This window comes from Streptomyces sp. VNUA24 (genome assembly GCF_029167005.1).
GTDB lineage: Bacteria > Actinomycetota > Actinomycetes > Streptomycetales > Streptomycetaceae > Streptomyces > Streptomyces scabiei.
On the sequence record NZ_CP119143.1, the window covers coordinates 1,108,043 to 1,132,018 of the forward strand.

The 23,976-nt window shown below is 70.0% G+C and carries 15 protein-coding genes and 4 pseudogenes; 15 read left to right on the plus strand and 4 right to left on the minus strand.

Features of this window, described 5'->3' with window-relative positions:
- Positions 1-184 precede the first annotated feature (184 nt).
- The 14 genes and pseudogenes from PYR72_RS04395 to PYR72_RS04460 all read left to right on the plus strand — a co-directional run bounded on the left by PYR72_RS04395 (position 185) and on the right by PYR72_RS04460 (position 17,962).
- Positions 185-1,549, plus strand: a complete 1,365-nt coding sequence (locus tag PYR72_RS04395; protein ID WP_275453982.1) for an extracellular solute-binding protein — start codon at positions 185-187, stop codon at positions 1,547-1,549.
- Positions 1,546-2,460 carry a sugar ABC transporter permease gene (locus tag PYR72_RS04400; RefSeq protein WP_275453983.1) on the plus strand — a complete coding sequence of 305 codons (915 nt, stop codon included), beginning with the start codon at positions 1,546-1,548 and terminating at the stop codon, positions 2,458-2,460. The genes PYR72_RS04395 and PYR72_RS04400 overlap by 4 nt, the downstream gene beginning before the upstream one ends.
- Before the next feature lie 121 nt (positions 2,461-2,581).
- Entirely contained in the window at positions 2,582-3,421 is an 840-nt protein-coding gene (locus PYR72_RS04405) for a carbohydrate ABC transporter permease (RefSeq protein ID WP_275460327.1), read from the plus strand.
- 74 nt (positions 3,422-3,495) lie between these two features.
- Complete coding sequence (locus PYR72_RS04410) at positions 3,496-5,511, plus strand: hypothetical protein (RefSeq protein WP_275453984.1); 2,016 nt, start codon at positions 3,496-3,498, stop codon at positions 5,509-5,511.
- Entirely contained in the window at positions 5,508-5,855 is a 348-nt protein-coding gene (locus PYR72_RS04415) for an L-rhamnose mutarotase (protein ID WP_275453985.1), read from the plus strand. The genes PYR72_RS04410 and PYR72_RS04415 overlap by 4 nt, the downstream gene beginning before the upstream one ends.
- 63 nt (positions 5,856-5,918) lie before the next feature.
- A complete protein-coding gene (locus tag PYR72_RS04420) occupies positions 5,919-8,618 on the plus strand; it encodes an RICIN domain-containing protein (protein ID WP_275453986.1) in 2,700 nt (899 codons plus the stop codon).
- Between the two features lie 420 nt (positions 8,619-9,038).
- Positions 9,039-10,256 (plus strand): IS110 family transposase, encoded by a 1,218-nt coding sequence (locus PYR72_RS04425; RefSeq protein ID WP_275453987.1) that lies wholly within the window; start codon positions 9,039-9,041, stop codon positions 10,254-10,256.
- Between the two features lie 119 nt (positions 10,257-10,375).
- Positions 10,376-10,901, plus strand: a pseudogene (locus tag PYR72_RS04430) (amidohydrolase family protein); the annotation flags it as partial.
- 27 nt (positions 10,902-10,928) lie between these two features.
- Positions 10,929-11,342: pseudogene (locus tag PYR72_RS04435) on the plus strand (zinc-binding dehydrogenase); the annotation flags it as partial.
- A complete protein-coding gene (locus PYR72_RS04440; protein WP_275453988.1) occupies positions 11,339-12,106 on the plus strand; it encodes an SDR family NAD(P)-dependent oxidoreductase in 768 nt (255 codons plus the stop codon). The pseudogene PYR72_RS04435 and the gene PYR72_RS04440, both read left to right, overlap by 4 nt.
- Before the next feature lie 238 nt (positions 12,107-12,344).
- Positions 12,345-12,719 (plus strand): annotated as a pseudogene (locus PYR72_RS04445) (aldo/keto reductase); the annotation flags it as partial.
- Positions 12,720-13,331: 612 nt separating this feature from the next.
- On the plus strand, positions 13,332-14,102 hold the full coding sequence (locus PYR72_RS04450) for an SDR family oxidoreductase (protein WP_275453989.1): 771 nt from the start codon (positions 13,332-13,334) through the stop codon (positions 14,100-14,102).
- A gap of 88 nt (positions 14,103-14,190) precedes the next feature.
- On the plus strand, positions 14,191-15,477 hold the full coding sequence (locus PYR72_RS04455; protein WP_275453990.1) for an MFS transporter: 1,287 nt from the start codon (positions 14,191-14,193) through the stop codon (positions 15,475-15,477).
- Between the two features lie 235 nt (positions 15,478-15,712).
- Positions 15,713-17,962: a glycoside hydrolase family 3 C-terminal domain-containing protein gene (locus PYR72_RS04460; RefSeq protein ID WP_275453991.1), complete on the plus strand. Its 2,250-nt coding sequence runs from the start codon at positions 15,713-15,715 to the stop codon at positions 17,960-17,962.
- Positions 17,963-18,093: 131 nt separating this feature from the next.
- Here PYR72_RS04460 and PYR72_RS04465 read toward each other — a convergent pair whose 3' ends face one another.
- The gene (locus PYR72_RS04465; protein ID WP_275453992.1) at positions 18,094-19,107 is read right to left on the minus strand and encodes an AsnC family transcriptional regulator; all 1,014 of its coding nucleotides are present in this window, start codon (positions 19,105-19,107) and stop codon (positions 18,094-18,096) included.
- A 109-nt stretch (positions 19,108-19,216) separates the two neighbouring features.
- On the opposite strand from PYR72_RS04465, the gene PYR72_RS04470 reads away from it, so the two are divergent.
- Complete coding sequence (locus PYR72_RS04470; protein WP_275453993.1) at positions 19,217-20,707, plus strand: MFS transporter; 1,491 nt, start codon at positions 19,217-19,219, stop codon at positions 20,705-20,707.
- 118 nt (positions 20,708-20,825) lie between these two features.
- On the opposite strand, the gene PYR72_RS04475 is transcribed toward PYR72_RS04470, so the two are convergent.
- The 3 genes and pseudogenes from PYR72_RS04475 to PYR72_RS04485 all read right to left on the minus strand — a co-directional run bounded on the left by PYR72_RS04475 (position 20,826) and on the right by PYR72_RS04485 (position 23,974).
- Positions 20,826-21,764, minus strand: a complete 939-nt coding sequence (locus PYR72_RS04475; RefSeq protein ID WP_275453994.1) for an SDR family NAD(P)-dependent oxidoreductase — start codon at positions 21,762-21,764, stop codon at positions 20,826-20,828.
- Positions 21,761-22,792, minus strand: a complete 1,032-nt coding sequence (locus PYR72_RS04480) for an NADP-dependent oxidoreductase (protein WP_275453995.1) — start codon at positions 22,790-22,792, stop codon at positions 21,761-21,763. The genes PYR72_RS04475 and PYR72_RS04480 overlap by 4 nt, the downstream gene beginning before the upstream one ends.
- Before the next feature lie 37 nt (positions 22,793-22,829).
- Positions 22,830-23,974, minus strand: a pseudogene (locus PYR72_RS04485) (acyl-CoA dehydrogenase family protein).
- Between the last annotated feature and the right edge of the window lie 2 nt (positions 23,975-23,976).

Sequence of the window (23,976 nt, forward strand, 5' to 3'; positions counted from 1 at the left end):
CAATAAAAAACGTGACTGCACAACCCCTTGACCCAGATCGATATGAGGCGCCTAATTTCTTCCGGCAGCAGGCACGGAAGCAGTCGCCCGTGACACCTGTGTCCCGACGTCGTCACTCGCGGCGTCACCTGGTCCCCGCCCTCCCCGCTTCTGCTCGGGCGCCCGCAACGTAGTGGAGTTACTCATGACCGCAATGAAGCAGTCCGGTACCCGAGGAAGAACGCCGGCCAGGAGGCGTTCAGCACTCCTGGCGGGGTGCGTGGTCACGGTGCTGGCGGCCGCCACGGCCTGCGGTGGTGGCGGCGGCACCGCGACGACCACCAAGGACGGCTTCGCCCAGGTCCCGCAGAAGGACGGCGCGTTGACCGTGTGGGTGGACTCGACCCGGGTGGCCGCCGCGAAGCTGTACCAGAAGGAACACCCCGAGGTGAAGATGGACATCGTCACCTACGACGGTAACGCCAACGGGTCGAACTACCTGCAGACGAAGGTCCAGCTCTTCGACCGCACCGGCAAGGGCTGGCCGGACGTCGTCTTCAGCTCGCAGAACAACGAGGCCACATGGGCGGTCGACCAGAAGTTCGTGGCTCCGCTGAACAAGGGCCTGATCCCCGAGGCGACCCTCGGCAACTTCGCCAAGGGCGCCAACGACGTCTGCACGGTGAACGGAACCGTCTACTGCCTGCGCAACGACCTCTCGCAGGCCGTCCTCTGGTACAACGCCCCACTGATGAAGAAGTTCGGCTACCAGGTGCCGACGACGTGGGAGGACTTCCAGAAGCTCGGCGACAAGGTGGCCAAGGAACACCCCGGGTACCTCGTCGGTGACGCCGGCGACTCCTACACGCCGGAGATCTACCTCTGGGCGAGCAAGTGCGGCGCCAACGACATCACCGGCCCCAAGGCCGTCTCGGTGAACACCACCAGCGAGAACTGCACGAAGATGGCCAAGCTCATGGACGGGCTCATCGCGAACAAGTCCATGTCGATCAGCGGGGTGTTCAGCACCGACTTCGGCAAGAACAAGGCCGACAAGGTGCTGATGATGCCCGGTCCGGCCTGGTACGGGGGCGCGCTGTTCCAGGGCACCTTCAAGACGCCGGCCAAGACCATCGGCGCGGCCCCCATGCCGCAGTGGCAGGGCGAGACCTCGCCGTCCACCGGAAACGTCGGCGGCGGCACCTGGCTGCTGTCGCGGCACTCGGCGCACCTGAAGGCGGCCACCGACTTCCTGACCTGGGTCACCACGGACAACGCCTACCAGGGCACGGTCGCACCAGGCTTCCCGGCGTACGCGCCGGCCGCCGAGGCCTGGCTGAAGCAGCAGAACGACTCGGGTTACTTCGCGGGCGACATCGGCGTCCTCAAGGACGCCTCGACCCAGGTGTGGTCGGGCTGGGGCTCCGGCCAGTTCAGCCAGGAGGCCATCTGGGCGGCCACCGTCAAGCCGGGCCTGACCCAGGGCAAGAGCATCGTCTCGCTGCTGCCGGCCTGGAAGGACTCGATCGTCAAGTACGCCGAGTCCGACGGATACAAGGTCTCCCAGTGACCCTGACGCACTCCTCGGCCGGCTCTGCCTCGCGTCGCCCCCTGGGCGGCCTGCGGCAGAGCCGGGCCGGCATGGCCTTCGTCGCCGCCTACGTGGTCCTGCTGATCGCGTTCGGCATTGTTCCCACCGCCTACGCCGTCTACTTCGCCTTCACGGACGCCGGGGGCGTCTTCACCGGCTTCGACAACTTCGTCACCACCGCACAGGACTTCCGGTTCGTTCCCGCGATCGGCCACGTGGCGCTCTACCTCCTTTTCTGGCTGGTCTCGCTGGTCGTCATCGTGGTGGGGCTGGCCCTGCTGCTGCACCGGCTGGCGTCCGGGGCGGCGAGCAAGGCGCTCCGGTTCCTCTTCTACATCCCCGGCGCCCTCGCCGGTGCCGCGAGCGTGCTGGTGTGGCTCTTCATGCTCGACCCGACGGTCAGCCCTGTCTCCGCACTGCTGGGCGCCTTGGGGTACGACACCTTCGGTCAGGTCATCGCCCCCGGACATCTGCCCGTGCTGTTCACCCTCATCGCCTTCTGGACCGGCGCGGGCGGCTGGATCGTCGTCATCTACGGCGCGCTGAACAACATTCCCCAGGACGTGATGGAGGCCGCCCGCATCGACGGCGCGGGGCCCTGGCAGACGGCGTGGCGGGTACAGATCCCCATGCTGCGCAAGTGGATCGTCTACATGGTCATCCTCGCCTTCGCCGGTGGCGCGCAGCTGTTCGTCGAACCCCAGCTGCTGTCCCTGGCCAGCGTCGGAGTGGCCGGGCGCGACTACTCGCTCAACCAGTTGTCGTACGACTTCGCCTTCCAGATGAACAACATCAACGGCGCCGCGGCCGTCTCCGTCGAACTCCTCGTCGTCAGCCTCTCGGCCGCCGCCGTCTTCGTCGCACGATCGGGATTCTTCGATGCCGACTGAGACCGCCGAGAGCCCCGCCGTACGTCCGCGTCCCGGAGAGAACACCGTGAGCCCGAACCCCGTGCCGCACAAGACGCCCAGGCCACGCCCCGTTCTCGTACGCCGGCAGGGGTCCCGGCTGATGGTGGCCGCTGTACTCGTGGTGTTCACGGTGTTCTTCGTCCTGCCGGTGCTCTGGCTCCTCCTGGCCGCGACCAAGACGGACCACCAGCTGGTCCACGGCAACCCGCTGTCGTTCGGGTCCTGGCACACGCTGAAGGCCAACTGGCACGCGCTCGACTCGTTCCAGGACGGCGCGATCCTGACCTGGCTGGGCAACTCCGCCCTCTACGCGGGCGTCTCGCTGGTCATCACGTTGTGTGTGGCCGTGCCCGCGGGATACGCGCTGGCGATGACGGAGTTCCGGGGCCGGCACATCTTGCTGGTCTCGACGCTGGTCGTGATGCTGATGCCGAACGCGACCCTGGTGGTGCCGCTGTTCCTGGAGATCAACGCGGTACACCTGATCGGCACGATGTGGTCGATCATCCTGCCGTACTCGTTCTATCCGTTTGGCGTGTACCTGACATACATCTACTTCACCACCGCGGTGCCCAAGGACCTGCTGGCCGCCGCGCGCATGGACGGCTGCAGCGAGTTCGGGGTGTTCCGGCACATCGCCCTCCCCCTCGCCACGCCCGTCGTCGCACTCGTCGGATTCTTCAGCTTCGTGGCCAACTGGACCAACTACTTCCTGCCGTACGTGATGCTCCCGGAGAGCGACCAGATGCCCGTACAGGTGGGAGTCGGCACCCTGCTCAGCAGTGTCCCGTCCTTCAACCCGACGGTCGGCTCCCTCGCGATCGAGCGGCCCCAGCTCGCGCTGGCCACCCTGCTGGCCATCACCCCCGTCTTGGTCGTCTTCCTCTTCTCCCAGCGCTTCCTTGTCACGGGGATGCTCGCGGGCGCCACCAAGGAATGACGTTCTGATCCGCAGCCCGGGTCCGGCCACCGCCACCCGTCAGGCGCCTCCCCCACCCGAACGGAGACCGTTCCATGTCCCTCACTCCGGCCGGCCATGCCTCCGGCGAGGCCCCCTCGCCCCATGCCTCGCCAGAACTGCGAGCCCGCGTCCCGCTGCTCGAACCCCCCGGCTGGGCCGTTGCCCAGCGTGCCCTGTTCGACTTGCTCGACCATGCCTGGCGACGCTTCGCCCGTGACTTCACCGGCCCTGACGGGCGGCTGAGATACGGCGGCGAGCTCACCACCCGCGACGGCGTGGACGACTTCTACGAGGTGTTCTTCAACTGGCCGCAGCTGTACCTCCTCGGCGGCGCCGACGACCTGCTGCCCGCCAGCGAGCGCCACTGGGAGGGCGTCACCCGGCAACTGACCGAACTGGGCATGCTGAAGGACGAGTACGAACGCGGCTACGACTGGTTCCACCAGGGCGAGAGCCTGCTGCTGCTCTACTTCCTGTGCATGGCCGCCCCCGAGCGCTGGTCCGAACGCGCCCTGCGGTTCGCCGAGTTGTACGTGGACCCGGCCAAGGGCAACTACGACCCGGAGCACCGTGTCATCACCCGCCCGCACAACGGCAGCGACCCCGACCGCACCGGTCTGTTCGACGGCGACGTCTACCCGTGGCTCGTCAAGGAGGCGGAGACCTACGGCTTCCCGCTCGACTGGATCCTGCCGGCCGTCGCGCCGGACCACCCGCTCTCCGAGGATCCCCGTCTCGGCCAGGTGATGCGTGAGCGCATGGGGACGGGCGACACGGCGGTGAACCTCGCGGCCGCCGGGCTGGTCCTCAACGCGTGGATCCTGTCCGGCGACGACCGCTACCGCGACTGGATCACCGAGTACGTCGGTGCGTGGCGCGAGCGGGCGGAGGCCAACGGCGGGGTCCTGCCCGACAACGTGGGCCCGGACGGCGTGGTCGGCAGCCTCCTGGAGGGCCGCTGGTACGGCGGCCACTACGGCTGGTCCTGGCCGCACGGCTGGCACAGCGTGGGGCACGCGGCATGCGTGGCGGCGCTCGCCGCCGCCACGGTGACCGGCGACGACGGCTTCCTGGACATGGTCGCGACCACCCTCGAAACCGTCGTCGAGAACGGCAAGGTGATGGCCTTCGCCGATTCCGACTCCAGCCTGCCGTCGAAGTGGCAGGCACAGCTCGGCCCGGACGACATCGGCACACCGACCCTGCACGTCCCGTTCCGCAGGAACGACACGGGGTGGTTCGACTACAACCCGGTCACCCCCGCCGTACCGGTGGCCCTGTGGCACCACACTGCCTCCGAGTGCGACCGGGCCCGGCTGGAGAAGCTGCGTGAGGCCTCCGGCATCGACTGGCGCACCGTTCGCTCCTACCGGGCCAAGGAGGAGTCCGGTCACGAGGAGGCGTGGTTCGCCTTCCTCGCCGGTGACGACCCGGACTACCCGGAGCGGATCCTCGCCGCGGCCCAGGCCCAGGTACGCCACCGGCTGGCCCGCATGGAGCGCTACCGCGACCTAGACGTGCCGGAGGCCGACATCCACCTGTGGCAGCAGTCGAACCCGGTGGCGACGGAGGCCCTGGTCCAGCTGACCTGGGGCGGCCCGCAGGTCCTCTACAACGGCGGTCTGCAGCAGGCACGGGTGCGGTACCACGACGCCGACGCCGGCCGACCGGGTCTGCCGCCGGAGGTCGCGGCCCTGGTCACGTCCATCGCCCCCGAGGCCACCACCGTCGAACTGGTCAACCTCTCCCCCGGGTCCACCCGCACCGTCGTCGTCCAGGCCGGCGCCTTCGCCGAGCACACGATCAGATCGGTGCACTACAGCACCTGCCAGGACGACGCCTGGGTCGGTGACATGTACGACTACGGGCACGGGGAGCCGGTCGTCACCGAAGCCGAGGCCGCCGTCGACGGCAGTCTGCTCACGGTCGTCCTGCCCGCGTCCACCCGCATACGGCTGACACTCCGCCTGGACCTGCGCACGCACAGGCCCACCTACGGCACCCCCTTCGCCACCGACCGCCCCGGAACGTCCGCCGCCGAGACGGGTACCGAGGAGGACCCGCGGTGAGGAGGATCGCCCAGACCATCAGGCTCCGGCCGGAACGCCGGACGGAGTACCTCGCGCTGCACTCCGCCGTATGGCCCGGAGTCGAGGCGGCGCTGCACCGCGCGCACATCCGCAACTACAGCATCTTCCTCCACCAGGACGTTCTCTTCGCCTACTTCGAGTACCACGGCGAGGACTTCGAGGCGGACATGGCGTCGATCGCCGCCGACCCCGAGACCCGGGAGTGGTGGAAGCTGACCGATCCGTGCCAGGAGGCCTGGCCGGACCGGGGCACCGGGGGGCAGTGGTCGGACATACCGGAGATCTGGCACCTGAGGGATCACGGCTCCGACGGCCCCGCTTGAGGTGTGGACGCGTACGGGTCCGTCCGTCACGCGCCGCGCTGTCCAGGTAAGGAGAAACATCGGATGAGACCCGCACGGCTCATCACAGGACTGGTCCAGGTCCTGCTGATGGCGTCTGCCGTCGTGCTGCCCACCCAGGCGGCGCAGGCGGCACAGCCGACGCCCGACACCACTTTCTACGTCGACCCATCGGGCGGCAGCGACAGCAACCCGGGCACCCGGGAGTCCAAGCCCTTCAAGACGATCCAGCGGGCCCGTGCCGCGGTGCGCGCGGTCAACTCCCACATGTCCGGGGACATCACCGTCTATCTGCGCGGAGGCACCTACCAGCTGTCCAAGCCGGTCCGCTTCGCGGCCCAGGACTCGGGAACCGACGGCCACACCGTGATCTGGAAGGCGTACGGCTCCGAAACCCCGGTCGTCACCAGCGCCCGGACGGTCACTGGCTGGACCCCCGCCGGAAACGGCCAGTACAAGGCGGAGATCGGGAAACTCGACTTCCGTCAGCTGTACGTGAACGGGGTACGGGCCACACGTTCCCGCTACCCCGACGTGGGCTCGAACTTCCAACTCCATTCGAGTGACAAGCAGAAGCAGGTCCTCCGGGTACTCAGCTCGCAGGTGGCGAACTGGAAGCAGCTCAACCATGTCGAGATGGTGCTGCAACTGCAGTGGGCGGAGAACCACCTGCGGTTGAAGTCCTTCAAGAACGACAACGGTGTGGCGAGCGTGTCGCTCCAGGACCACGAGGCCGGCATCCTCTTCAAGCGTCCCTATCCGCTGCTGTCCGACGGATCGCCCCTGCACTTCGAGAACGCGCGCGAGTTCATCACCGAACCGGGTGAGTTCTACCTGGACGGCAAAGCGCGTATCCTCTACTACCTGCCCCGCGAGGGGGAGAACATGTCGACGGCCACCGTGCAGGTCCCGACCCTGGAAACCCTCTTCGACATCCAGGGCAAGAGCCTCGACTCCCCGGTACACAACATCCGGTTCTCCGGCATCACCTTCGCCCAGACGAACTGGACCGAGGCGAGCCGGAACGGTCTGCTGAACGCGCAGGGCGGCAACTACAACATCTCCGCCGACACCAGCAACAACCAGTACGTCGACCGCCCCCCGGCCGGTGTCCAGGCCTCGAACGCCGACCGCCTGTCCTTCACCGGCAACACCTTCACGCAGATGGGCTCCACCGCCCTGGACCTGCACCACGGCGTCCACGACTCCACCGTCACCGGCAACACCATCACCGACGTCGCCGGCAACGGCATCACCCTCGGCAAGTTCTCCGACCCCACCGTCGAATACCACACCGTCTACAACCCACCCACCTCACCGGCCGGCGAAGACGCACGCGAAGTCGTCAAGGGCATCACCGTGACCAACAACCTGATCAACCGGACCGGCCAGGACTACCTCGGCACCGCCGGCATCAACGCGGGCTTCGTCAACAGCACCACCATCGACCACAACGACATCTCCGACTCCCCCTGGGCCGGAATCTCCCTCGGCTGGGGCTGGCAGTCCGCCGCCAACGCCCTCGGCGACAACTCCGTCAGCCGCAACCGCATCGGCAACGTCGTCAACCAGCTCTGCGACACCGCAGGCATCTACCACCTCTCCAACGACCCCGGCACCGTCATCAACGAGAACTACATCCACGACGTCGTACGCACACCCACCGCATGCCCCGGATCCGCCGTCTCCGGCATCTACCTCGACGAGGGCTCCAACAACCTGACCGTCGCCAACAACGTCCTGTCCCGCACCGACGGCTTCATCCAACGCAACGCCAACGGCTCCAAGGTCACCATCTCCGGCAACACCACCACCGGCACCTCGGTCATCAAGGCCTCCGGACTGGAGCCCGCGTACCAGGGGCTGCTGACCAAGACCGACCTCGCCTACGGCAAGAGCACCACATCCTCCTCCAACTACAGTTCGAGCTGGACAGCCAACCGGGCCAACGACAACGACCCCGCCACGGGCTGGTCCCCCACCTCCGGCGACACCTCCGCCTGGTGGCAGGTCGACCTCGGCAAGGCATACGCGATCGGCCAGTTCTCGCTGACCACGCGGCAGGACATCGACCAGCCGGCCACCCGCGCCAACTTCGAGATCCGCGGCTCCAACGACCCCGCCTTCGCCGACTACACCGTCCTGGGCCGCCAGGACGACAGCACCCTGCCGTACACGGCCACACTCACCGCCAAGGTCGACGTACGCAAGAAGTTCCGCTACATCCGGGTCGCCAAGACCGACGGCGGCTACTTCTTCATCGGTGACCTCAGCGTGCAGCAGGCCGGCGGCGCGCAGGACGACTCGGCGGCCGTCCCGACCTTCGACCCGTCGAGAAGCTACACGATCAAGAACGTGAACAGCGGTCTGCTGGCCGAGGTCTACAACAGCTCCACCAGCGATGGCGGGACCGTGGACCAGTGGGCCGGCAACTCGGGCACCAACCAGCAGTGGAACATCGTCCGCGTCAGCGGAAACCTCTTCAAGATCGTCAACCGCAACAGCGGCAAGGTCCTCGACGTCTACTTCAAGTCCCACAACAAGGGGGCGTCCCTGGTCCAGTGGACCTACAACGCCGGCAACAACCAGCTCTGGTACTTCGAACCGAGCGGCGACGGCTACGTCATCCGCAACTTCGAGACCAAGCAGGCCATCGAGGTCTACAACAACTCGACCAGCAACGGCGCGGCCCTCGACCAGTGGATGGCACTGAACCAGACCAACCAGCTCTGGACCATCCAGTGACCCGCCCCGCGTGACTCGGCGGCCACCGCCGCGACCGGTGCTCCACACCGACCGGTCGCAGCGGTGGCCGCACCGGCCCACCCGAGCCGGAACCACCTGCCGTCCCTCCCCATCCCTCCAGCGCTTCCGTGGAGACTCCGTGTCCGGCCTTCCTTCCCCCCGTTATGTTTTCCGCGGTCCTGCAAGAGGGCCGCTGGCCTCCGGGCCCGGCATGACTGTGTCCCCCTGTCGAACGGATGACCTGGGGGGTGATGTCACCGGGCCCGGAAGGTGCCGTCGGAGACGCTGATGAGAGGTCCGGCCACCGTCCGGTCCGGCGCAATGCCGGACAGCTCGCGGGCGGCAGGTCTGCATAACGTGGATGCGCGCGTACGACACCACTGCCGAGGCCGGCACACTCAACTCCCCTGGAAGGGCACGATGGTCGACACCGAAGACGTGGGCGTGTTCCTCGGCCTGGACGTCGGCAAGACGGCCCACCACGGCCACGGGCTCACCCCGGCCGGGAAGAAGGTCTTCGACAAGCAGCTGCCCAACAGCGAGCCGAAACTGCGGGCCGTCTTCGACAAACTGACCGAGAAGTTCGGCACCGTCCTGGTGATCGTGGACCAGCCCGCCTCGATCGGAGCCCTGCCCCTGACCGTCGCCCGGGATGCGGGCTGCCAGGTCGCCTATCTGCCCGGACTGGCCATGCGCCGGATCGCCGACCTCTACCCGGGCGAGGCGAAGACCGACGCCAAGGACGCCGCGGTGATCGCGGACGCCGCCCGCACCATGCCCCACACCCTGCGCACCCTGGAGCTGGCCGACGAGATCACCGCCGAGCTGACCGTGCTGACCGGCTTCGACCAGGACCTCGCGGCCGAGGCCACCCGCACCTCCAACCGGATACGCGGCCTGCTCACCCAGTTCCACCCGTCACTGGAACGCGTCCTCGGCCCCCGCCTCGACCACCCCGCCGTCACCTGGCTGCTGGAGCGTTACGGCTCTCCGGCCGCACTGCGAAAGGCCGGCCGCCGTCGGCTGGCCGAGGTGATCCGTCCGAAGGCACCGCGCATGGCCGCACGACTGATCGACGATGTCTTCGATGCCCTCGACGAGCAGACCGTCGTCGTCCCCGGCACCGGCACCCTCGACATCGTGATCCCCTCCCTGGCCGCCTCGCTCGCCGCCGTCCACACCCAGCGCAGGGCCCTGGAAGCCCAGATCAACGCCCTGCTGGAGGCCCACCCTCTTTCCCCGGTCCTGACGTCGATGCCCGGCGTCGGCGTCAGGACCGCCGCAGTCCTGCTGGTCACCGTCGGCGACGGCACCGGCTTCCCCACCGCCGCCCACCTCGCCTCCTACGCCGGCCTCGCCCCGACCACGAAGTCGTCCGGGACCTCGATCCACGGCGAACACGCACCCCGAGGCGGAAACCGGCAGCTCAAACGCGCCATGTTCCTCTCCGCCTTCGCCTGCATGAACGCCGACCCGGCCTCCCGCACCTACTACGACCGCCAGCGAGCCCGCGGCAAAACCCACACCCAGGCCCTCCTCCGCCTCGCCCGTCAACGCATCAGCGTCCTGTTCGCCATGCTCCGCGACGGCACCTTCTACGAACCCCGCATCCCCAAGGACGTCGAACTCGCCGCATGACCCCAGCCAGCCAATCCACCCCAACCTGGGCGCCTTGACGAAAGGCATAGAGGCACCCCCCCGCCCTCGTCGACGCCCACCACCATGTCTGGGACCTCGACCGCCACACGCAACCCTGGCTGCGGGAGACCGGACTGGAACCGATCCGTCGGTCCTTCACCGTGGACGACCTGAGCGCCCAGGCGACCCACCGGATCGCGGGGCGTTCCCTGGCGACCACCGTGGTCGTGCAGTGCACAGCCTCCGTACCCGAGACGGAGGACCTCCTCGCTCTGGCCGACCGGAACCCCCTGGTCGGAGCAGTCGTCGGCTGGGCGAACCTCACCTCCCCCCCCCGATCGGCGACACCCTCGACGCCCTGCTCGCCGGGCCGGGCAGCGCCTGGCTGCGTTCGCTGCGCCATCTCGTCCAGGCAGAGACCGGCCCCGGATGGCCGACGGGGAGCAGCACCTGCGCCTTCTCGCCGCCCAGCCGCACGTGATGTGCAAGGTGGCCGGCCTCGCCACCGAGGCCGGCCACGCCACCTGGTCGTCACGGGACATCCGGCCGGTGTGGGACACGCCGCTCTCCGCGTTCGGCCCCGAGCGGCTCATGGTCGGTTCGGACTGGCCGCTGTGCCTGCTGGCCGGCGGCTGGAACCGCTGGGGCGACGCCGTGCAGGACTTGCAGGCGTGGGACCCGGCCGCGGTCGACGTGCCCGAACTGGTCCGGGAGTGGACCGGTGACGCGGGTGCGGATGTCGCCTTCGAGGTGTCGGGCGCGGCGGGCGGGGTGGAGACCGCGGTCGACGTGCTGGGGGTGCGGGGCCGGCTGTGCATGGTCGCCATCCACCCGAGGCCGCGTGAGGTGAACCTGCACCGGTTCTTCTGGCGTGAGCCGACCCGTGTCGGGGCGCGATTGTATGACCGGTCCGATTTCGAGCGGGCGGTCGCACTGGTCGCGGACGGCACGATCCCGGCCGACCGGCTGATCAGCAAGGTGGTGGCGCCGGCCGAGGCGCCGTCGGCGTTCGAGGCGCTGGAGGAGGGCGGAGACGTGATGAAGATCCTTGTCGACTGCGGCGACTCCCAGGGGGCCCGGGCATGAGCCTGTTCGATCTGACCGGGAAGTTGGCGGCGGTCACCGGGGCGCGGCGCGGGATCGGCCGGGCCATGGCCCGGGCGCTGGCGGAGGCGGGCGCGGACGTCATCGGGGTGAGCGCGAACCTGGAGGAGACCGGCAGCGACGTGGAGAGGGACGTGATCGCGGCGGGCCGTTCGTTCGAGGCGGTCCGCGCCGACTTCGCCGACCCGGATGCGGTAGGGGCCCTGGGCGCGGACCTCGCCGCGCGGGAGCGGCCGGTGGACATCCTGGTCAACAACGCGGGCGCGATCCGGCGTACTCCGGCCGCCGAACACGCCGACGCGGACTGGGACCTGGTCCTGCAGGTCAACCTGACCGCCCAGTTCGCACTCACCCGCGCGGTCGGCGCCACGATGGTGGCCCGTGGCCGGGGCAAGGTCGTCTTCACGGCGTCGTTGTTGAGTTTCCAGGGCGGTATCACGGTGCCCGGCTACACGGCGGCCAAGCACGGCATCGCCGGGCTGACCAAGGCACTGGCCAACGAGTGGGCGCCGCACGGCGTCAACGTCAAAGCGATCGCCCCCGGCTACATCGCCACCGACAACACCCAGGCCCTGCGCGCCGACCCGGCCCGCAGCCAGGCCATCCTGGACCGGATCCCGGCCGGACGCTGGGGCAGCGCGGACGACCTCGCCGGCGCCACCGTCTTCCTCGCCTCCGACGCCGCCGCCTACGCCTACGCCCACGGCACCGTCCTGCCCGTCGACGGCGGATGGCTCGGCCGATGACCACACACCCCGCCGTCCCGGTGAAGGACACTCTGCGCACACCGCTCATCGGAACCGTCACGGCCGACGGTCGCCAGTTCCGCTGGACGACGACGGGCAGCACCACATGACGCGCCCCCAGGAGCACACACGGCACCGCGGAAGCATCGCCGACACCGGCCTCGAACTCACCGAACTCGGCTTCGGCGGCTCCGTCATCGGGAACCTCTACCGGGTGTCACCCGACGAAGACGCGGCCGCCGCCCTCGACGACGTCCTGCCCACCGCGCGGGAACACGGCAAGAGCGTCGTCGCCGCCGGCGTCTTCAACTCCGGACTCCTCGCCCGCGACCGCCCCGCGCAGGGCATGACGTACGACTACCGGGCCGCCCCCGCCCACATCCTGGAACGCGCCCGGGCGATCGCGGAGGTCTGCGAGTGGCACGGTTCGAGCCTGCGGGCGGCGGCCGTCGCCTTCCCCTTCACCCATCCCGCCGTCGCCAACGTCACCCTCGGCATGGGCACGGCGGCGCACGTCCTGCAGAACGTGGACCTGCACCGCCAGGCGCCTCCCCCGGCGCTCTGGACGGACCTGCGGGCCCGGGGGCTGCTGCGCGGGGACGTTCCGGTGTGAGGAGGAGCCTCAAGTCTGCGGGGGCCGGCGCCCGGTCAGGCGCCAGCCCCCGTTCGCGACGCCCGCCAGGTGGCGCCGTTCTCAAGCCGGGCGAACCTCTGCTCCGGTTCGGTGAGGAAGATCTCGCCGCCGAGCCGCCTCATCCCGACCACACACAGGCGCGTCCCGGTGCGGGGACACCCACGACGAACACCTCTTGAATGGATTCACGAGGCTGGCGACCCAAAACTTTCTGGCCGAAACTCTAGCCATGAAAACCGAACACAGCTAGGTTTCTGACGTGTGAACTCCGGTTCGCACTGGTCCGCTCAACCCGGCAGCACTCGAGCCGCTCCCCGGGTCGGCCGCGTCGCCGTCGGCGCGGATCCGCCCAGACGGCACGGGACTGCCGAGTTCAGGGGCCGCCCCCACACCGGCCGCCCACGGACGTGAAAGGTTCCGCCTCAGAACACAGGTACGGGCATCGAACCCACCGCCCTTCCTGCGCCGCCCCGCGGCACCCAGGCGCGTGCACTCCCCCGTGTCCGGCCCCGGTCAACGGGACCCCGCACCCGCTTCCCCGCCGAAGCGACGCGGAGCAACCTCTCCCCACGAGAACACAAGGGAACACCCATGCAACGACTGACCGACCGCCGCATTCTCGTCACGGGCGCCGCCTCGGGCATCGGCCGCGCCACCACACTGCGCCTCCTGTCCGAGGGAGCCCGGGTCACCGGCACCGACATCGCCGGGGACGGCCTCGCGGAGACCGCGGAACTCGCGGCCAAGGCCGGCACGGCGAGCCGGCTGAGCACCGCCGCGCTCGACGTGTCCGACGAGACCGCGGTGGGGACCGTCGTGTCCGAGGCGGTCGCCTCGCTGGGCGGGCTGGACGCCCTGGTCAACGTGGCCGGGATGCTGCGCGGGGCCCACACGCACGAGTGCACCCTGGATCTGTGGAACCGCGTCATCACGGTGAACCTCACCGGCACGTTCCTGGTCACCCGCGCCGCCCTGCCCGCCCTGCTGGAGACCGGCAAGGGCGTCGTGGTGAACTTCAGCTCCACCTCCGCCCAGTTCGCCCACCCGATGATGGCCGCCTACTCCGCGAGCAAGGGCGGCATCCTCTCCTTCACCCACAGCATCGCCCAGGAATACGGCAAACAGGGACTGCGCGCCGTCAACGTCAACCCCGGCAGCATCTCCTCCGGCATCACCCAGAACATCTTCTCCCTCATGCCCGAGGACACCGACTGGAGCCTCCTGGGCAAGCTCACCCCCGCCATCGGCGAGGGCTTCGGCTCACCCGACGCCGTCGCCGGCGTCGTCGCCATGGTCGTCTCCGACGACGGCGCCTTCCTCACCGGCACCGAGATCCGCATCGACGGCGGAACCCACCAGTAGATCAGCACGGGCACCCCGACACCGGGTGCCCTTTTCGCCCGCTTCCTCACACGTGTACCCTCACGTGTCCGCACGGCCGGAGGCCAAGATGACACAACACGCCACCGGGCTTTCCGCCGCCGAGGACGGCCCGAAGGGTCCTCAGGACGGACCCCCGCCGGTCAGCCGCCGGTTCATCGCCCTGTACGTGATCGCCTATCTGGGCGTCTACGTCGCCGTGATGACCCCGTTGCTGGTGTCGCTGGCGATCCGGCTGGAGACCATCGACCCGGACGGCAAGACCGGCAGCCTGGGCCTGGTGGTGGGCGTGGGAACCCTGGTCGGCATGGCGTCCGGCCTGGTCTTCGGGGTGCTCAGCGACAACACCACGTCCCGGCTGGGGCGCCGCAAGCCCTGGATGCTCGCCGGAATGCCGGTCCTGCTCGCCGGTGCGGCCGTCACCGGCGCGGGCACGTCGGTGGCCGTCCTGCTGGCCGGTTTCGTCGTCGGTCAGGTCGGGCTGAGCGCGCTCATGACCCCACTGGTGGCAATGCTCCCCGACCAGGTGCCCGAACAGCAGCGCGGCAAGGTCTCCGGCCTGCTCGGCTTCACCGCGCAGATCGCCGGGGTCGCCGGCTTCCAGCTGGCCACACCACTGGGGCATTCCGGGCTGCTGCTCTTCCTCGTCCCCGCGGTCATCGCCTGCCTGGCCCTGTTGCCCGTGGTCCTCTTCCTGCCCGATCCGGCGGTCCGGCGCGCCGACCGGGAACGACAGGGTCTGGTGGCCATGTTCCGGGACCTCACCTTCAACCCCCGGCGCCACCCCGACCTGGGCTGGACCTGGGGCGGCCGGTTCCTGATCCAGCTCAGCCTGATGTTCCTGTCGACGTACCAGCTCTACTTCCTCACCGACCATCTGCACTACGAGCTGAGCAAGGTGACGGGACTGCTGGCACTCACCGGCGGTGTCGGCCTGCTAATGACCTCCGCGGGCGCCGTGGTGAGCGGCATCCTCTCGGACCGTCTGCGGCGAAGGAAACGGTTCATCTACCTCGCCGCCACCGCGTTCGCCGTCGGCTTCGTCTTGATCGCCTTCGCCTCGTCGTTCACACAGGTGTTCGTCGGCTCGCAGATCATCCTGCTGGGGGCGGGCATGTTCGGCGCCGTGGACATCGCCCTCATCACCGATGTCATCCCCAACCGGGAGACGGAGGGCGCGAAGTACATGAGCGTCTTCGCCGTCGCGGCCGCCCTGCCGCAGTCGGTCGCCCCGCTGATCGCGCCGTTCATCCTCGCCGTAGGCGGTGGGGACAACTACACACTTCTCTTCCTGAGCGCGGCAGGGGTCGCGGTGGCCGGCGGGCTGACCGTACGGCCCATCCAGGGAGTCCGCTGAACCGGAGACACCCTTCACCGGGCCTCTGCGACCGCGCTCCCCACGCACGTCCACCGCAGACACCTCACGGCCACCCCCGAAGACGCGCTCTCCAGGCACGCATCAAAAACCGAGCTCCATTCGGTTTTGTACTACGATCCACCTGAAAGCGCTCTCACGAGCCGTTCCGCTCGCCGATCGCCGACGGCCGTCCGTCCGTCCGTCTGCCACCGACCCCCTCCGAGGAACTCGCATCATGTCCCAGAACCCCACCCAGCTCGATCTGGACCGGAAGACCGCGCTGCTCTCCGGACTGAACATGTGGTCCAGCAAGCCCGACGAGGAGGCCGGATTCCCCGCGCTGGTACTCAGCGACGGTCCGAACGGCGTCCGGCGCCAGAAGGGCGAGGCCGACCACCTCGGAGTCCACCGAAGCGAGCCCGCCACCTGTTTCCCGCCCGGTGCCGCCCTCGGCTCCAGCTGGGACCCCGACCTCGTGCGCCGGGTCGGCGAGGCGCTGGCCGTCGAGGCCCGCGCACTCGACGTGGACGTGCTCCTCGGCCCCGCGATCAACATCAAGCGCTCCCCGCTGTGCGGCCGCAACTTCGAGTACCTCTCCGAGGACCCGCTGATCAGCGGCGTACTCGGCTCAAGCCTCGTCGAGGGGATGCAGAGCGGGGGTGTCGCCGCCTCGGTCAAGCACTTCGCGGCCAACAACCAGGAGACCGACCGGATGCGGGTCAGCTCCGACGTCGACGACCGCGCCCTGCGCGAGATCTACTTCCCGGCCTTCGAGCGCGTCGTGAAGCAGACGCGTCCGGCCACCGTCATGTGCTCCTACAACAAGATCAACGGGGTCCACGCCGCCGAGAACCGCTGGCTGCTCACCCAGGTGCTGCGCGAGGAGTGGGGCTTCGACGGGCTGGTCGTCTCCGACTGGGGCGCCGTCGGCGACCGCGTCGCGGCGCTGGCGGCCGGGATGGACCTGGAGATGCCCGGCAACGGCGGTGTCACCGACGCCGAGGTCGCCGAGGCGGTGCGGTCGGGCCGTCTCGAGGAGTCCGTGGTCGACACGGCCCTGGCACGCCTGCGCGACCTCACCGGGCGTGTCCGGCCCGCGGGTGAGGTCGAACTGGACCACGAGGCCCACCACCGGCTCGCCCGCGAGGTCGCCGGCGAGTGCCTGGTCCTGCTGAGGAACCGGGACGGGGCCCTGCCGCTCGCGTCCGTCGGCCGTGTCGCCGTCGTCGGCGAGTTCGCGGAGGAACTGCGCTACCAAGGGGGTGGCAGCTCGCACGTCAACGCCACCCGGGTCGACAGCACCCTCGCCGAGCTGCGCGCCCTGCTGCCGGAGGCGGAGGTCGGCTTCGCCCGGGGCTACGACATCACGGGACAGACGGACGCGGTGCGGCTGCGCGAGGAGGCCGTCGCGCTCGCGACCGGAGCCGACACCGCGGTCCTGGTCATCGGCCTGCGCGAGGCGGACGAGTCCGAGGGCTTCGACCGCGAGCACATCCGGCTCCCCGAGGACCAGGTCGAGCTGGTGCGCGCCGTGGCCCAGGCGGCCCGCCGTACCGTGGTCGTGGTGCTCAACGGCGGTGTGGTGACCCTGGAGGGATGGCACGACGAGGTGGACGCGATCGTGGAGGCATGGCTGCCCGGCCAGGCCGGCGGCGGCGCCGTCGCCGATGTGCTCACCGGCCGGGTCAACCCCTCCGGACACCTCGCGGAGTCCATCCCGTTCCGGCTCAACGACACCCCCGCCTACCTGAACTTCCCCGGTGAGCAGGGGCACGTCCGCTACGGCGAGGGCGTGATGGTCGGCTACCGCTACTACGAGACCGCCGACGTCGCCGTGCGTTACCCCTTCGGCCACGGCCTGAGCTACACCACCTTCGAACAGAGCGGCTTCCAGGTCACCGCGACCGGCGAGGACACCGCCAGGGCCACTGTCACCGTCACCAACACCGGGGACCGCTTCGGCAAGCACGTGGTGCAGGTCTACGTCAGCGCGCCGCAGCGACCGGTCAGCAGCCCCGCCCGTGAGCTGCGGGGCTTCGCCAAGGTGGCGCTGGAGCCCGGTGAGAGCACGGTCGTCGAGATCGACCTCGACCGCCGCGCCTTCGCCTTCTGGGACATCACCCGCGACGACTGGACCGTGGCCGCCGGACGGTACGAGGTCCAGCTCGGCGAGAACGCCCACGACGTGGTCGCCGTGCAGCCGCTGGACCTCGTGGGTGACCTCCTGGTGGCGCCCCTGACCCTGGACTCCACGGTCGGCGAGTGGTTCGGCCACACGACGGTCGGCCCGGTGCTCACCGAGGCCATGATGGCCGGGATGTCCGAGGAGCAGGCCGCCGCCGCCGCGGAGAGCCAGGACGCGATGCGCATGGTCGAGTCCATGCCGATGCGCCAGTTCCTCGGCTTCCTGCCGACGCCGATCCCGGCGGAGTTCCTCGACCAGCTGATGACGATGAGCCGGTCCTCCGAGCCGGTGGCTTCGTAGTCGGCGGGCCGGCAAGGGACCGGCCCCGCTCACGTCCGGCGGCCGCGGCGGGACGGCACTCAGGTGCCCGCCCCGCCGCGGCCGCCCTGTCGTTCGGTCACGGCGGGCGCCCGGCAACGGAGTGCGTACGGCTACGGCGCCCGGCGCGGTGGCATCTGGTAGGTGAGCTGCTTGACCTGCCGCAGGAACGGAGTCGCCTCCACGTGCTGTACGCCTTCCAGGTGTCCGAGCGGGCCGCTGAGGTAGTCGTACAGGCCGACGGTGCTCTTCGCACGGACGGTGGCCATGAGGTTGGAGGGTCCCGCGGTCGCGGTGACGTGGGTGACCTCGGTGTGGTGGGCGAGCGCCTCGCCCACCGTGCGCAGGGCAGCCGGGGCGGCCGTCACCCAGAGGACGGCGGAGACCGGGTGGCCGAGGATCGCGGAGTCGTACTCGACGTCGAAGTACAGGGCCCCTGATGCCGTCAGTGCCGCCAGGCGGCGCTTGACGGCCGACTCGGAGCGGCCCGTGGCGTGCTGCAACTCGGCGTGGACGGCGCGTCCGTCCCGTTCGAGGACGGCGACGAGGGCTTCGTCCTCGGGCGCGATACCGGCCGGGCCCGGCTCCGGCACCGGCTCGGGGCGCAGGACGGCGATCTGCTCCTCGGACAGCGCCCCGAACTTCCGCAGCCAGCCGCTCGGACCGCCGTAGAAGCGGAAGAGGAGCTGGTGGGCGCGGATCTCGACGATGCTGGGGGTGCGGGGCAGCTTGCCCAGCAGCAGGTCGTCGCGGTCCCAGGGGTTGCGCGGCAGGGTTCCGCAGATCACCTCGGTGCCGCCCGACGCGAGCGCGATCCAGCCGGTGTCGGGGCGTTGGGCCAGCGCGTCCGCGATGGTCAGCGCGGTGTCGGGGACGCAGCGCAGTCGGAGCATCCACTGGTCCAGGCCGAGGCGTTCGGGGTCGCGGACGGCCACCACCCGCAGCCCCGCCTCGGCACAGAGTCTGCGGTAACGACGGGCGACGGTCTGGTCGGAGACGCCGAGCGCCGCGCCGATCCGTTTGAAGGACGCCCGCCCGTTCACCTCCAGTGCCGAGAGGATCAGCAGGTCGAGGTCGTCGGACCCCGACGGGTCGCTTCGAGGGGCATTGTTTTTCGTCGCCTGCACTGAGTCTCCTGTCGCGTTTCACCGGTCAGCGGCCTGTTTCCGCTTCGCCCGGCCGCGCGAGGGCCATCGTACGGAGCCGTACCTGATCAATGCGCAAGGAGTTGAGGACATGCGTAAATGGGGGCCGCTCACGGCGATCTGCCTGAGCACGTTCATGTTGTTGCTGGACGTGACGATCGTGGTGGTGGCGCTGCCGGACATGGCGCACTCACTGGACGCCTCGTTGAGCGATCTGCAGTGGGTCGTCGACGGATACGCCCTGGCGTTGGCAGCGCTGCTGCTGGGTGCCGGCGCCGCCGCCGACATCGTCGGGCGCCGCCGGGTGCATGTGGCGGGCGTGGTGCTGTTCGCGCTCGCCTCACTGCTGTGCGGTGTCTCGTCCGGGCCCGGCATGCTGGTGGCCGCGCGGGTGCTGCAGGGGCTGGGCGCGGCGGCGATGTTCGCGACCACCCTGCCGCTGATCGGCTCCGTCTACCAGGGGCGGGAGCGCGGCGCCGCGCTCGGTGTGTGGGGCGCGGTCAGCGGTGTGGCCGCGGCCGTGGGACCGCTGCTCGGCGGCGTGCTGACCGAGGGCCCGGGCTGGCGGTGGATCTTCTTCGTGAACGTGCCGGTGAGCGTCGTCACGGTGTGGCTGTCGCTGAAGGTGGTGCCGGAGTCGCGGGGAACGCGGGGGATGCGGATCGACTGGGCGGGCATGGCGACGTTCGCGGTGTTCGCGGGCGGGATGACGTACGCGATGGTCCGGGCCGGGGAGCACGGCTGGACCTCCACCGGGACGCTGACGGCGTTCGGTCTCGCCGCCGCGGCGCTGGTGGCGTTCGTGCTTGTCGAACGCAAGGTGGCGCACCCGCTGTTGGACCTGCGGCTGCTGAGCAAGCCGGCGTTCGTCGGTGTGCTGATCGGCGCGCTCGCCTTCGACGGTGTGGCGTTCGGGGTGATCGCCTACGAGTCGATCTGGATGCAGACCCTGCTGGGCATGGACCCGGTGGACGGCGGTCTCGCGCTGCTGCCGCTGCCGGCCGCGGCCATGGTCGTCGCGATGACGGTCGGCGCGCTGTCCCACAAGATGGCCGCGCGATGGACCATGGGAGCGGGCCTGCTGCTCCTCGCCGCCGGATCCTTCGCGCAGGCTTTCCTCGACGCGGGACCCGGCTGGCCGTCCCTGATGCTGGGGCTGGTCCTGGTGGGCGTGGGTACCGGACTCCTCTCCCCCACCATCTCCGGCGCGGCGCTCGCCGCGGTTCCCGCGGAGCGGTCGGGCATGGCGGGCGGTGTGGTGAACACCCTCCGGCAGCTGGGGTACGCGCTCATGGTCGCCGTCTACGGCACCGTGCTGACCTCGCGCATGGGTGACACCCTGCCGCACGACGCGGCGCACACCCTGGCGGGCGGCGGCGCGGCCTTCCTGCGGCAGGCGTTCCCCGAGCACGTGCTGCGGTCGGCGTTCGCCTCGGGGCTGAACTCGGCACTGGTGACCGCCGGTTCCGTCGGCCTCGTCGCGGGCCTGGTGGTCCTGGCCCTGGTCCGCGCCCCCCGCCGGAGGGCCGGTGCGGGCGAGGACACGGCTCCGGCGGTACCGGCGCAGGTCACGGCCCACTGACCGCGGGGTCCCGCCCGGAGCCTTCGCGGCTTCGGGCGGGACCCCGTGCGCCCCCACGGTCGCTTCCGGCAGCTATCCCGGTCGCGGGAGGGATGGTGGGCGTCGCCCCCTCGTCGGGTCAGGAGCCTCCTGTCGGGGCCCTGACCGTGGGCGCTTCACCGTTGTCCTGGGTCTGCTGCCCGTCTGCCCGGGGGCGCCGCCCGAACGCCGCGTCGTACGGGCCGCGTTCGCGCACCTTGGCCGCCGTGAGGGCGTCCAGTTCAGGCGCCATCCGGCGCAACGGCCGGTCCATCAGCGAGCGGATCACACCGCGCAGGACGTACTGGGTCCGCAGCGACCCCGGGACGAAGATCCGCGCCGCCCGGCGTTCGACACCCCGCGCCAGGATGCCGGCGGCCGTCTCGACGGGGATGGTGCGCCCGGCGGCTCCCGGAAGCCGACGGCGCATCAGCTCCAGGTCGGGGTGGTCCCGGTCACCCTGGCGGACCATGGGCGTGTCGACGAACATCAGGTACGCCACGCCGACATCGACACCCAGGTGCGCGATCTCGGTGCGCAGCGTGTCGAGGAGCGCTTCGAGGCCCGCCTTGCTCGCGCCGTAGAAGGACTCGCCGGGCGGAGCCATCAGGGCCGCCGCCGAGGCGACCCCCAGCAGATAGCCCCGGCTCGCCTCCAGGTGCGGAAGGCAGGCGTGCAGGAAGCGCCAGTTGCCGGTGACGTTGACGTCGAGTTGTCTCGCCAGGGCGTCCGGGTCCAGGTGGCGGGCGGCGCCCGCGGAACCGATGCCGGCGTTGGAGACGGCGACGTCGATGCCGCCGAAGCGCTCGACGACCGCCTGCACGGCCGCCGCGACGGAGTCGGCGTCGGTGATGTCGCAGCCGACCGCCAGCGCGTCGCCGCCGATCTCCGCCGCCGCCCGTCCGGCCGCCGGTCCGTCGACGTCGAGCAGCGCGACCCGGTGCGTACGGCTCAGCCGGCGGACGAGTTCGAGTCCGATGCCACTCGCCGCGCCGGTGACCACGGCCAGCGGAGGGGCGTTCCGACCGGTGGCGCTCACTCGGGGTCCGCCACCTTCAGCAGCAGCTTGCCGGGCTGTTTGCCGCTGAACATCGTCGGCAGCAGGGCGGGCGCGTGCTCGAAGCCCTCCACGATCTCCTCCGCCACGTGCAGGCGGCCCTCCCCTACCCACGCGCCGAGTTGGGCGGCGCCCTCGGCGAGGCGGTCGGCGTAGAAGAAGAGCAGGATCCCGCGCACCGTGAGCTGGTGGGTGCAGATGCGCATGTAGTTGGTGGGGCCCTGCAGCTTGACGTCGGTGTAGCCGGAGGACATGGCCCCGCAGATCAGCACGCGTCCCCGGGGTGCCATGTGCAGGAGCAGGGTGTCGAGCATGTCTCCGCCGACGTTGTCGAAGTAGGCGTCGACGCCGTCAGGGCACAACTCCCGCAGGCGTTCGTCGAGTTTGTCGTTCTTGTAGTCGATCGCGTCGTCGTAGCCGGCCTGTTCGACGATCCACCGGCACTTCTCCGGGCCGCCCGCGATGCCGATCACCTTCTTGGCGCCCAGCGCCTTGGCGATCTGTCCGGCGAGGGAACCGGTGGCCCCCGTGGCGGCGGAGACCACCACCGTGTCGCCGGGTTTCACGCCGAGGCCGTCGGCGACGCCGAAGTACGCCGTGAGACCGCCGACACCGAACACCCCGAGGTTCCAGGACAGCGGGTGGTCGGCGCGGGGCAGCGCGCGCAGCGGCATCGGGCCGTCGCCGCGGACGAGGGCGTAGTCCTGCCAGCTCATGAAGCCCTCCACCAGGTCGCCCGGCCGGTAGGCGGGGTCGCGGGAGTCGACGACCTGGCCGATGCCCATGGTGCGCATCGGTTCGCCGACCTGGATCGGCTCCATGTAGCCGCCGTCGTCGGTGAGCCAGATGCGCTGGCTGGCGTCGTAGCCGAAGTACAGGCTGCGGACGAGGACGTCGCCCTCGCCGGGTGTCGGTACGTCGCCCTCGTGGTAGCGGAAGTCGTCGGTGGTGACGGCGCCGACGGGGCGGCGGGCCAGAAGCCACTGGCGGTTGACGGTGCTTGCGGACATGCGGGTGCCCTCCATCGGTCGGTCGTTCGGGGATGTGCTAGAGGCCCAGGTCACGGCCGATGACTTCCTTCATGATCTCGTTGGACCCGGCCCAGATCTTGGTCACGCGGGCGTCCCGCCAGGCGCGGGCGACGCGGTACTCGTTCATGTAGCCGTAGCCGCCGTACAGTTGGACGCACTCGTCGAGTACGGCGTTCTGGACCTCGGCGGACCACCACTTGACCTTGGCGGCGTCCACGGCGCTCAACTCACCCCGCGTGTGGGCGAGTAGGCAGCTGTCGAGGTAGGCCTGGGCCGCCTCCACCCGGGTGACCACCTCGGCGATCCTGAACTTGTTGTGCTGGAAGGATCCGATGGCCTGCCCGAACGCCTTGCGCTCACGGGCGTACTCGATGGTCTCGCTCAGGATGCGGGAGACGTGACCCATGGAGGTGACCGACGTGGACAGCCGTTCCTGCGGCAGGAGCCGCATCATCGAGGCGAAGCCCTGGCCCACCTCGCCGAGGCGGTTCGCGTCGGGTACACGGACGTCGGTGAAGAACAGTTCGGCGGTGTCCGCCTCCTCCTGGCCCACCTTGTCGAGCTTGCGCCCGCGTTCGAAGCCGGGGGTGCTCGCCTCCACCACGAAGAGCGTGATGCCCTTGGCGCGTTCACCGGGGCCGGTGCGGGCAGCGACGATGACCAGGTCGGCCTGGTGGCCGTTGGTGATGAACGTCTTGGAGCCGTTGATCACCCAGTGGTCGCCGTCGCGGACCGCGGTGGTGCGCAGCGCGGCGAGGTCGGAGCCGCCGGAGGGCTCGGTCATGGCGATGGCGGTGATGAGGTCGCCGGAGGCGACGCCCGGGAGCCAGCGGTGCTTCTGTTCCTCGGTGCCGAGTTCGACGAGGTAGGGCGGGCAGGTGTCGGTGTGCAGGGCGAAGCTGGCGCCGACGCCGAAGCTGAAGCCGGCGAGTTCCTCGTCGGCGACGGCGTTGAAGCGGAAGTCGCCCGCGCCGGAGCCACCGTACTCCTCGGGACGGAGAGGCCGAGGATGCCGAGTTCGCCGGCCTCCCGCCAGATGTCCCGGGCGATGGACTTCCGCTCCAGCATCTCCTCGTGGCGGGGTGCCAGGGTGCGTTCGGCGAACGTCCGGACCACCGCGCGGAAGCTCTCGTGGTCCTTGTCGAAGACGGTGCGTTTCACGG

Coding starts and splice junctions, on each gene's coding strand:
- PYR72_RS04395 (WP_275453982.1), top strand. CDS start 185: ATGACCGCAATGAAGCAGTCCGGTACCCGAGGAAGAACGCCGGCCAGG.
- PYR72_RS04405 (WP_275460327.1), top strand. CDS start 2,582: ATGGTGGCCGCTGTACTCGTGGTGTTCACGGTGTTCTTCGTCCTGCCG.
- PYR72_RS04410 (WP_275453984.1), top strand. CDS start 3,496: ATGTCCCTCACTCCGGCCGGCCATGCCTCCGGCGAGGCCCCCTCGCCC.
- PYR72_RS04420 (WP_275453986.1), top strand. CDS start 5,919: ATGAGACCCGCACGGCTCATCACAGGACTGGTCCAGGTCCTGCTGATG.
- PYR72_RS04425 (WP_275453987.1), top strand. CDS start 9,039: ATGGTCGACACCGAAGACGTGGGCGTGTTCCTCGGCCTGGACGTCGGC.
- PYR72_RS04440 (WP_275453988.1), top strand. CDS start 11,339: ATGAGCCTGTTCGATCTGACCGGGAAGTTGGCGGCGGTCACCGGGGCG.
- PYR72_RS04450 (WP_275453989.1), top strand. CDS start 13,332: ATGCAACGACTGACCGACCGCCGCATTCTCGTCACGGGCGCCGCCTCG.
- PYR72_RS04455 (WP_275453990.1), top strand. CDS start 14,191: ATGACACAACACGCCACCGGGCTTTCCGCCGCCGAGGACGGCCCGAAG.
- PYR72_RS04460 (WP_275453991.1), top strand. CDS start 15,713: ATGTCCCAGAACCCCACCCAGCTCGATCTGGACCGGAAGACCGCGCTG.
- PYR72_RS04470 (WP_275453993.1), top strand. CDS start 19,217: ATGCGTAAATGGGGGCCGCTCACGGCGATCTGCCTGAGCACGTTCATG.
- PYR72_RS04480 (WP_275453995.1), bottom strand. CDS start 22,792: ATGTCCGCAAGCACCGTCAACCGCCAGTGGCTTCTGGCCCGCCGCCCC.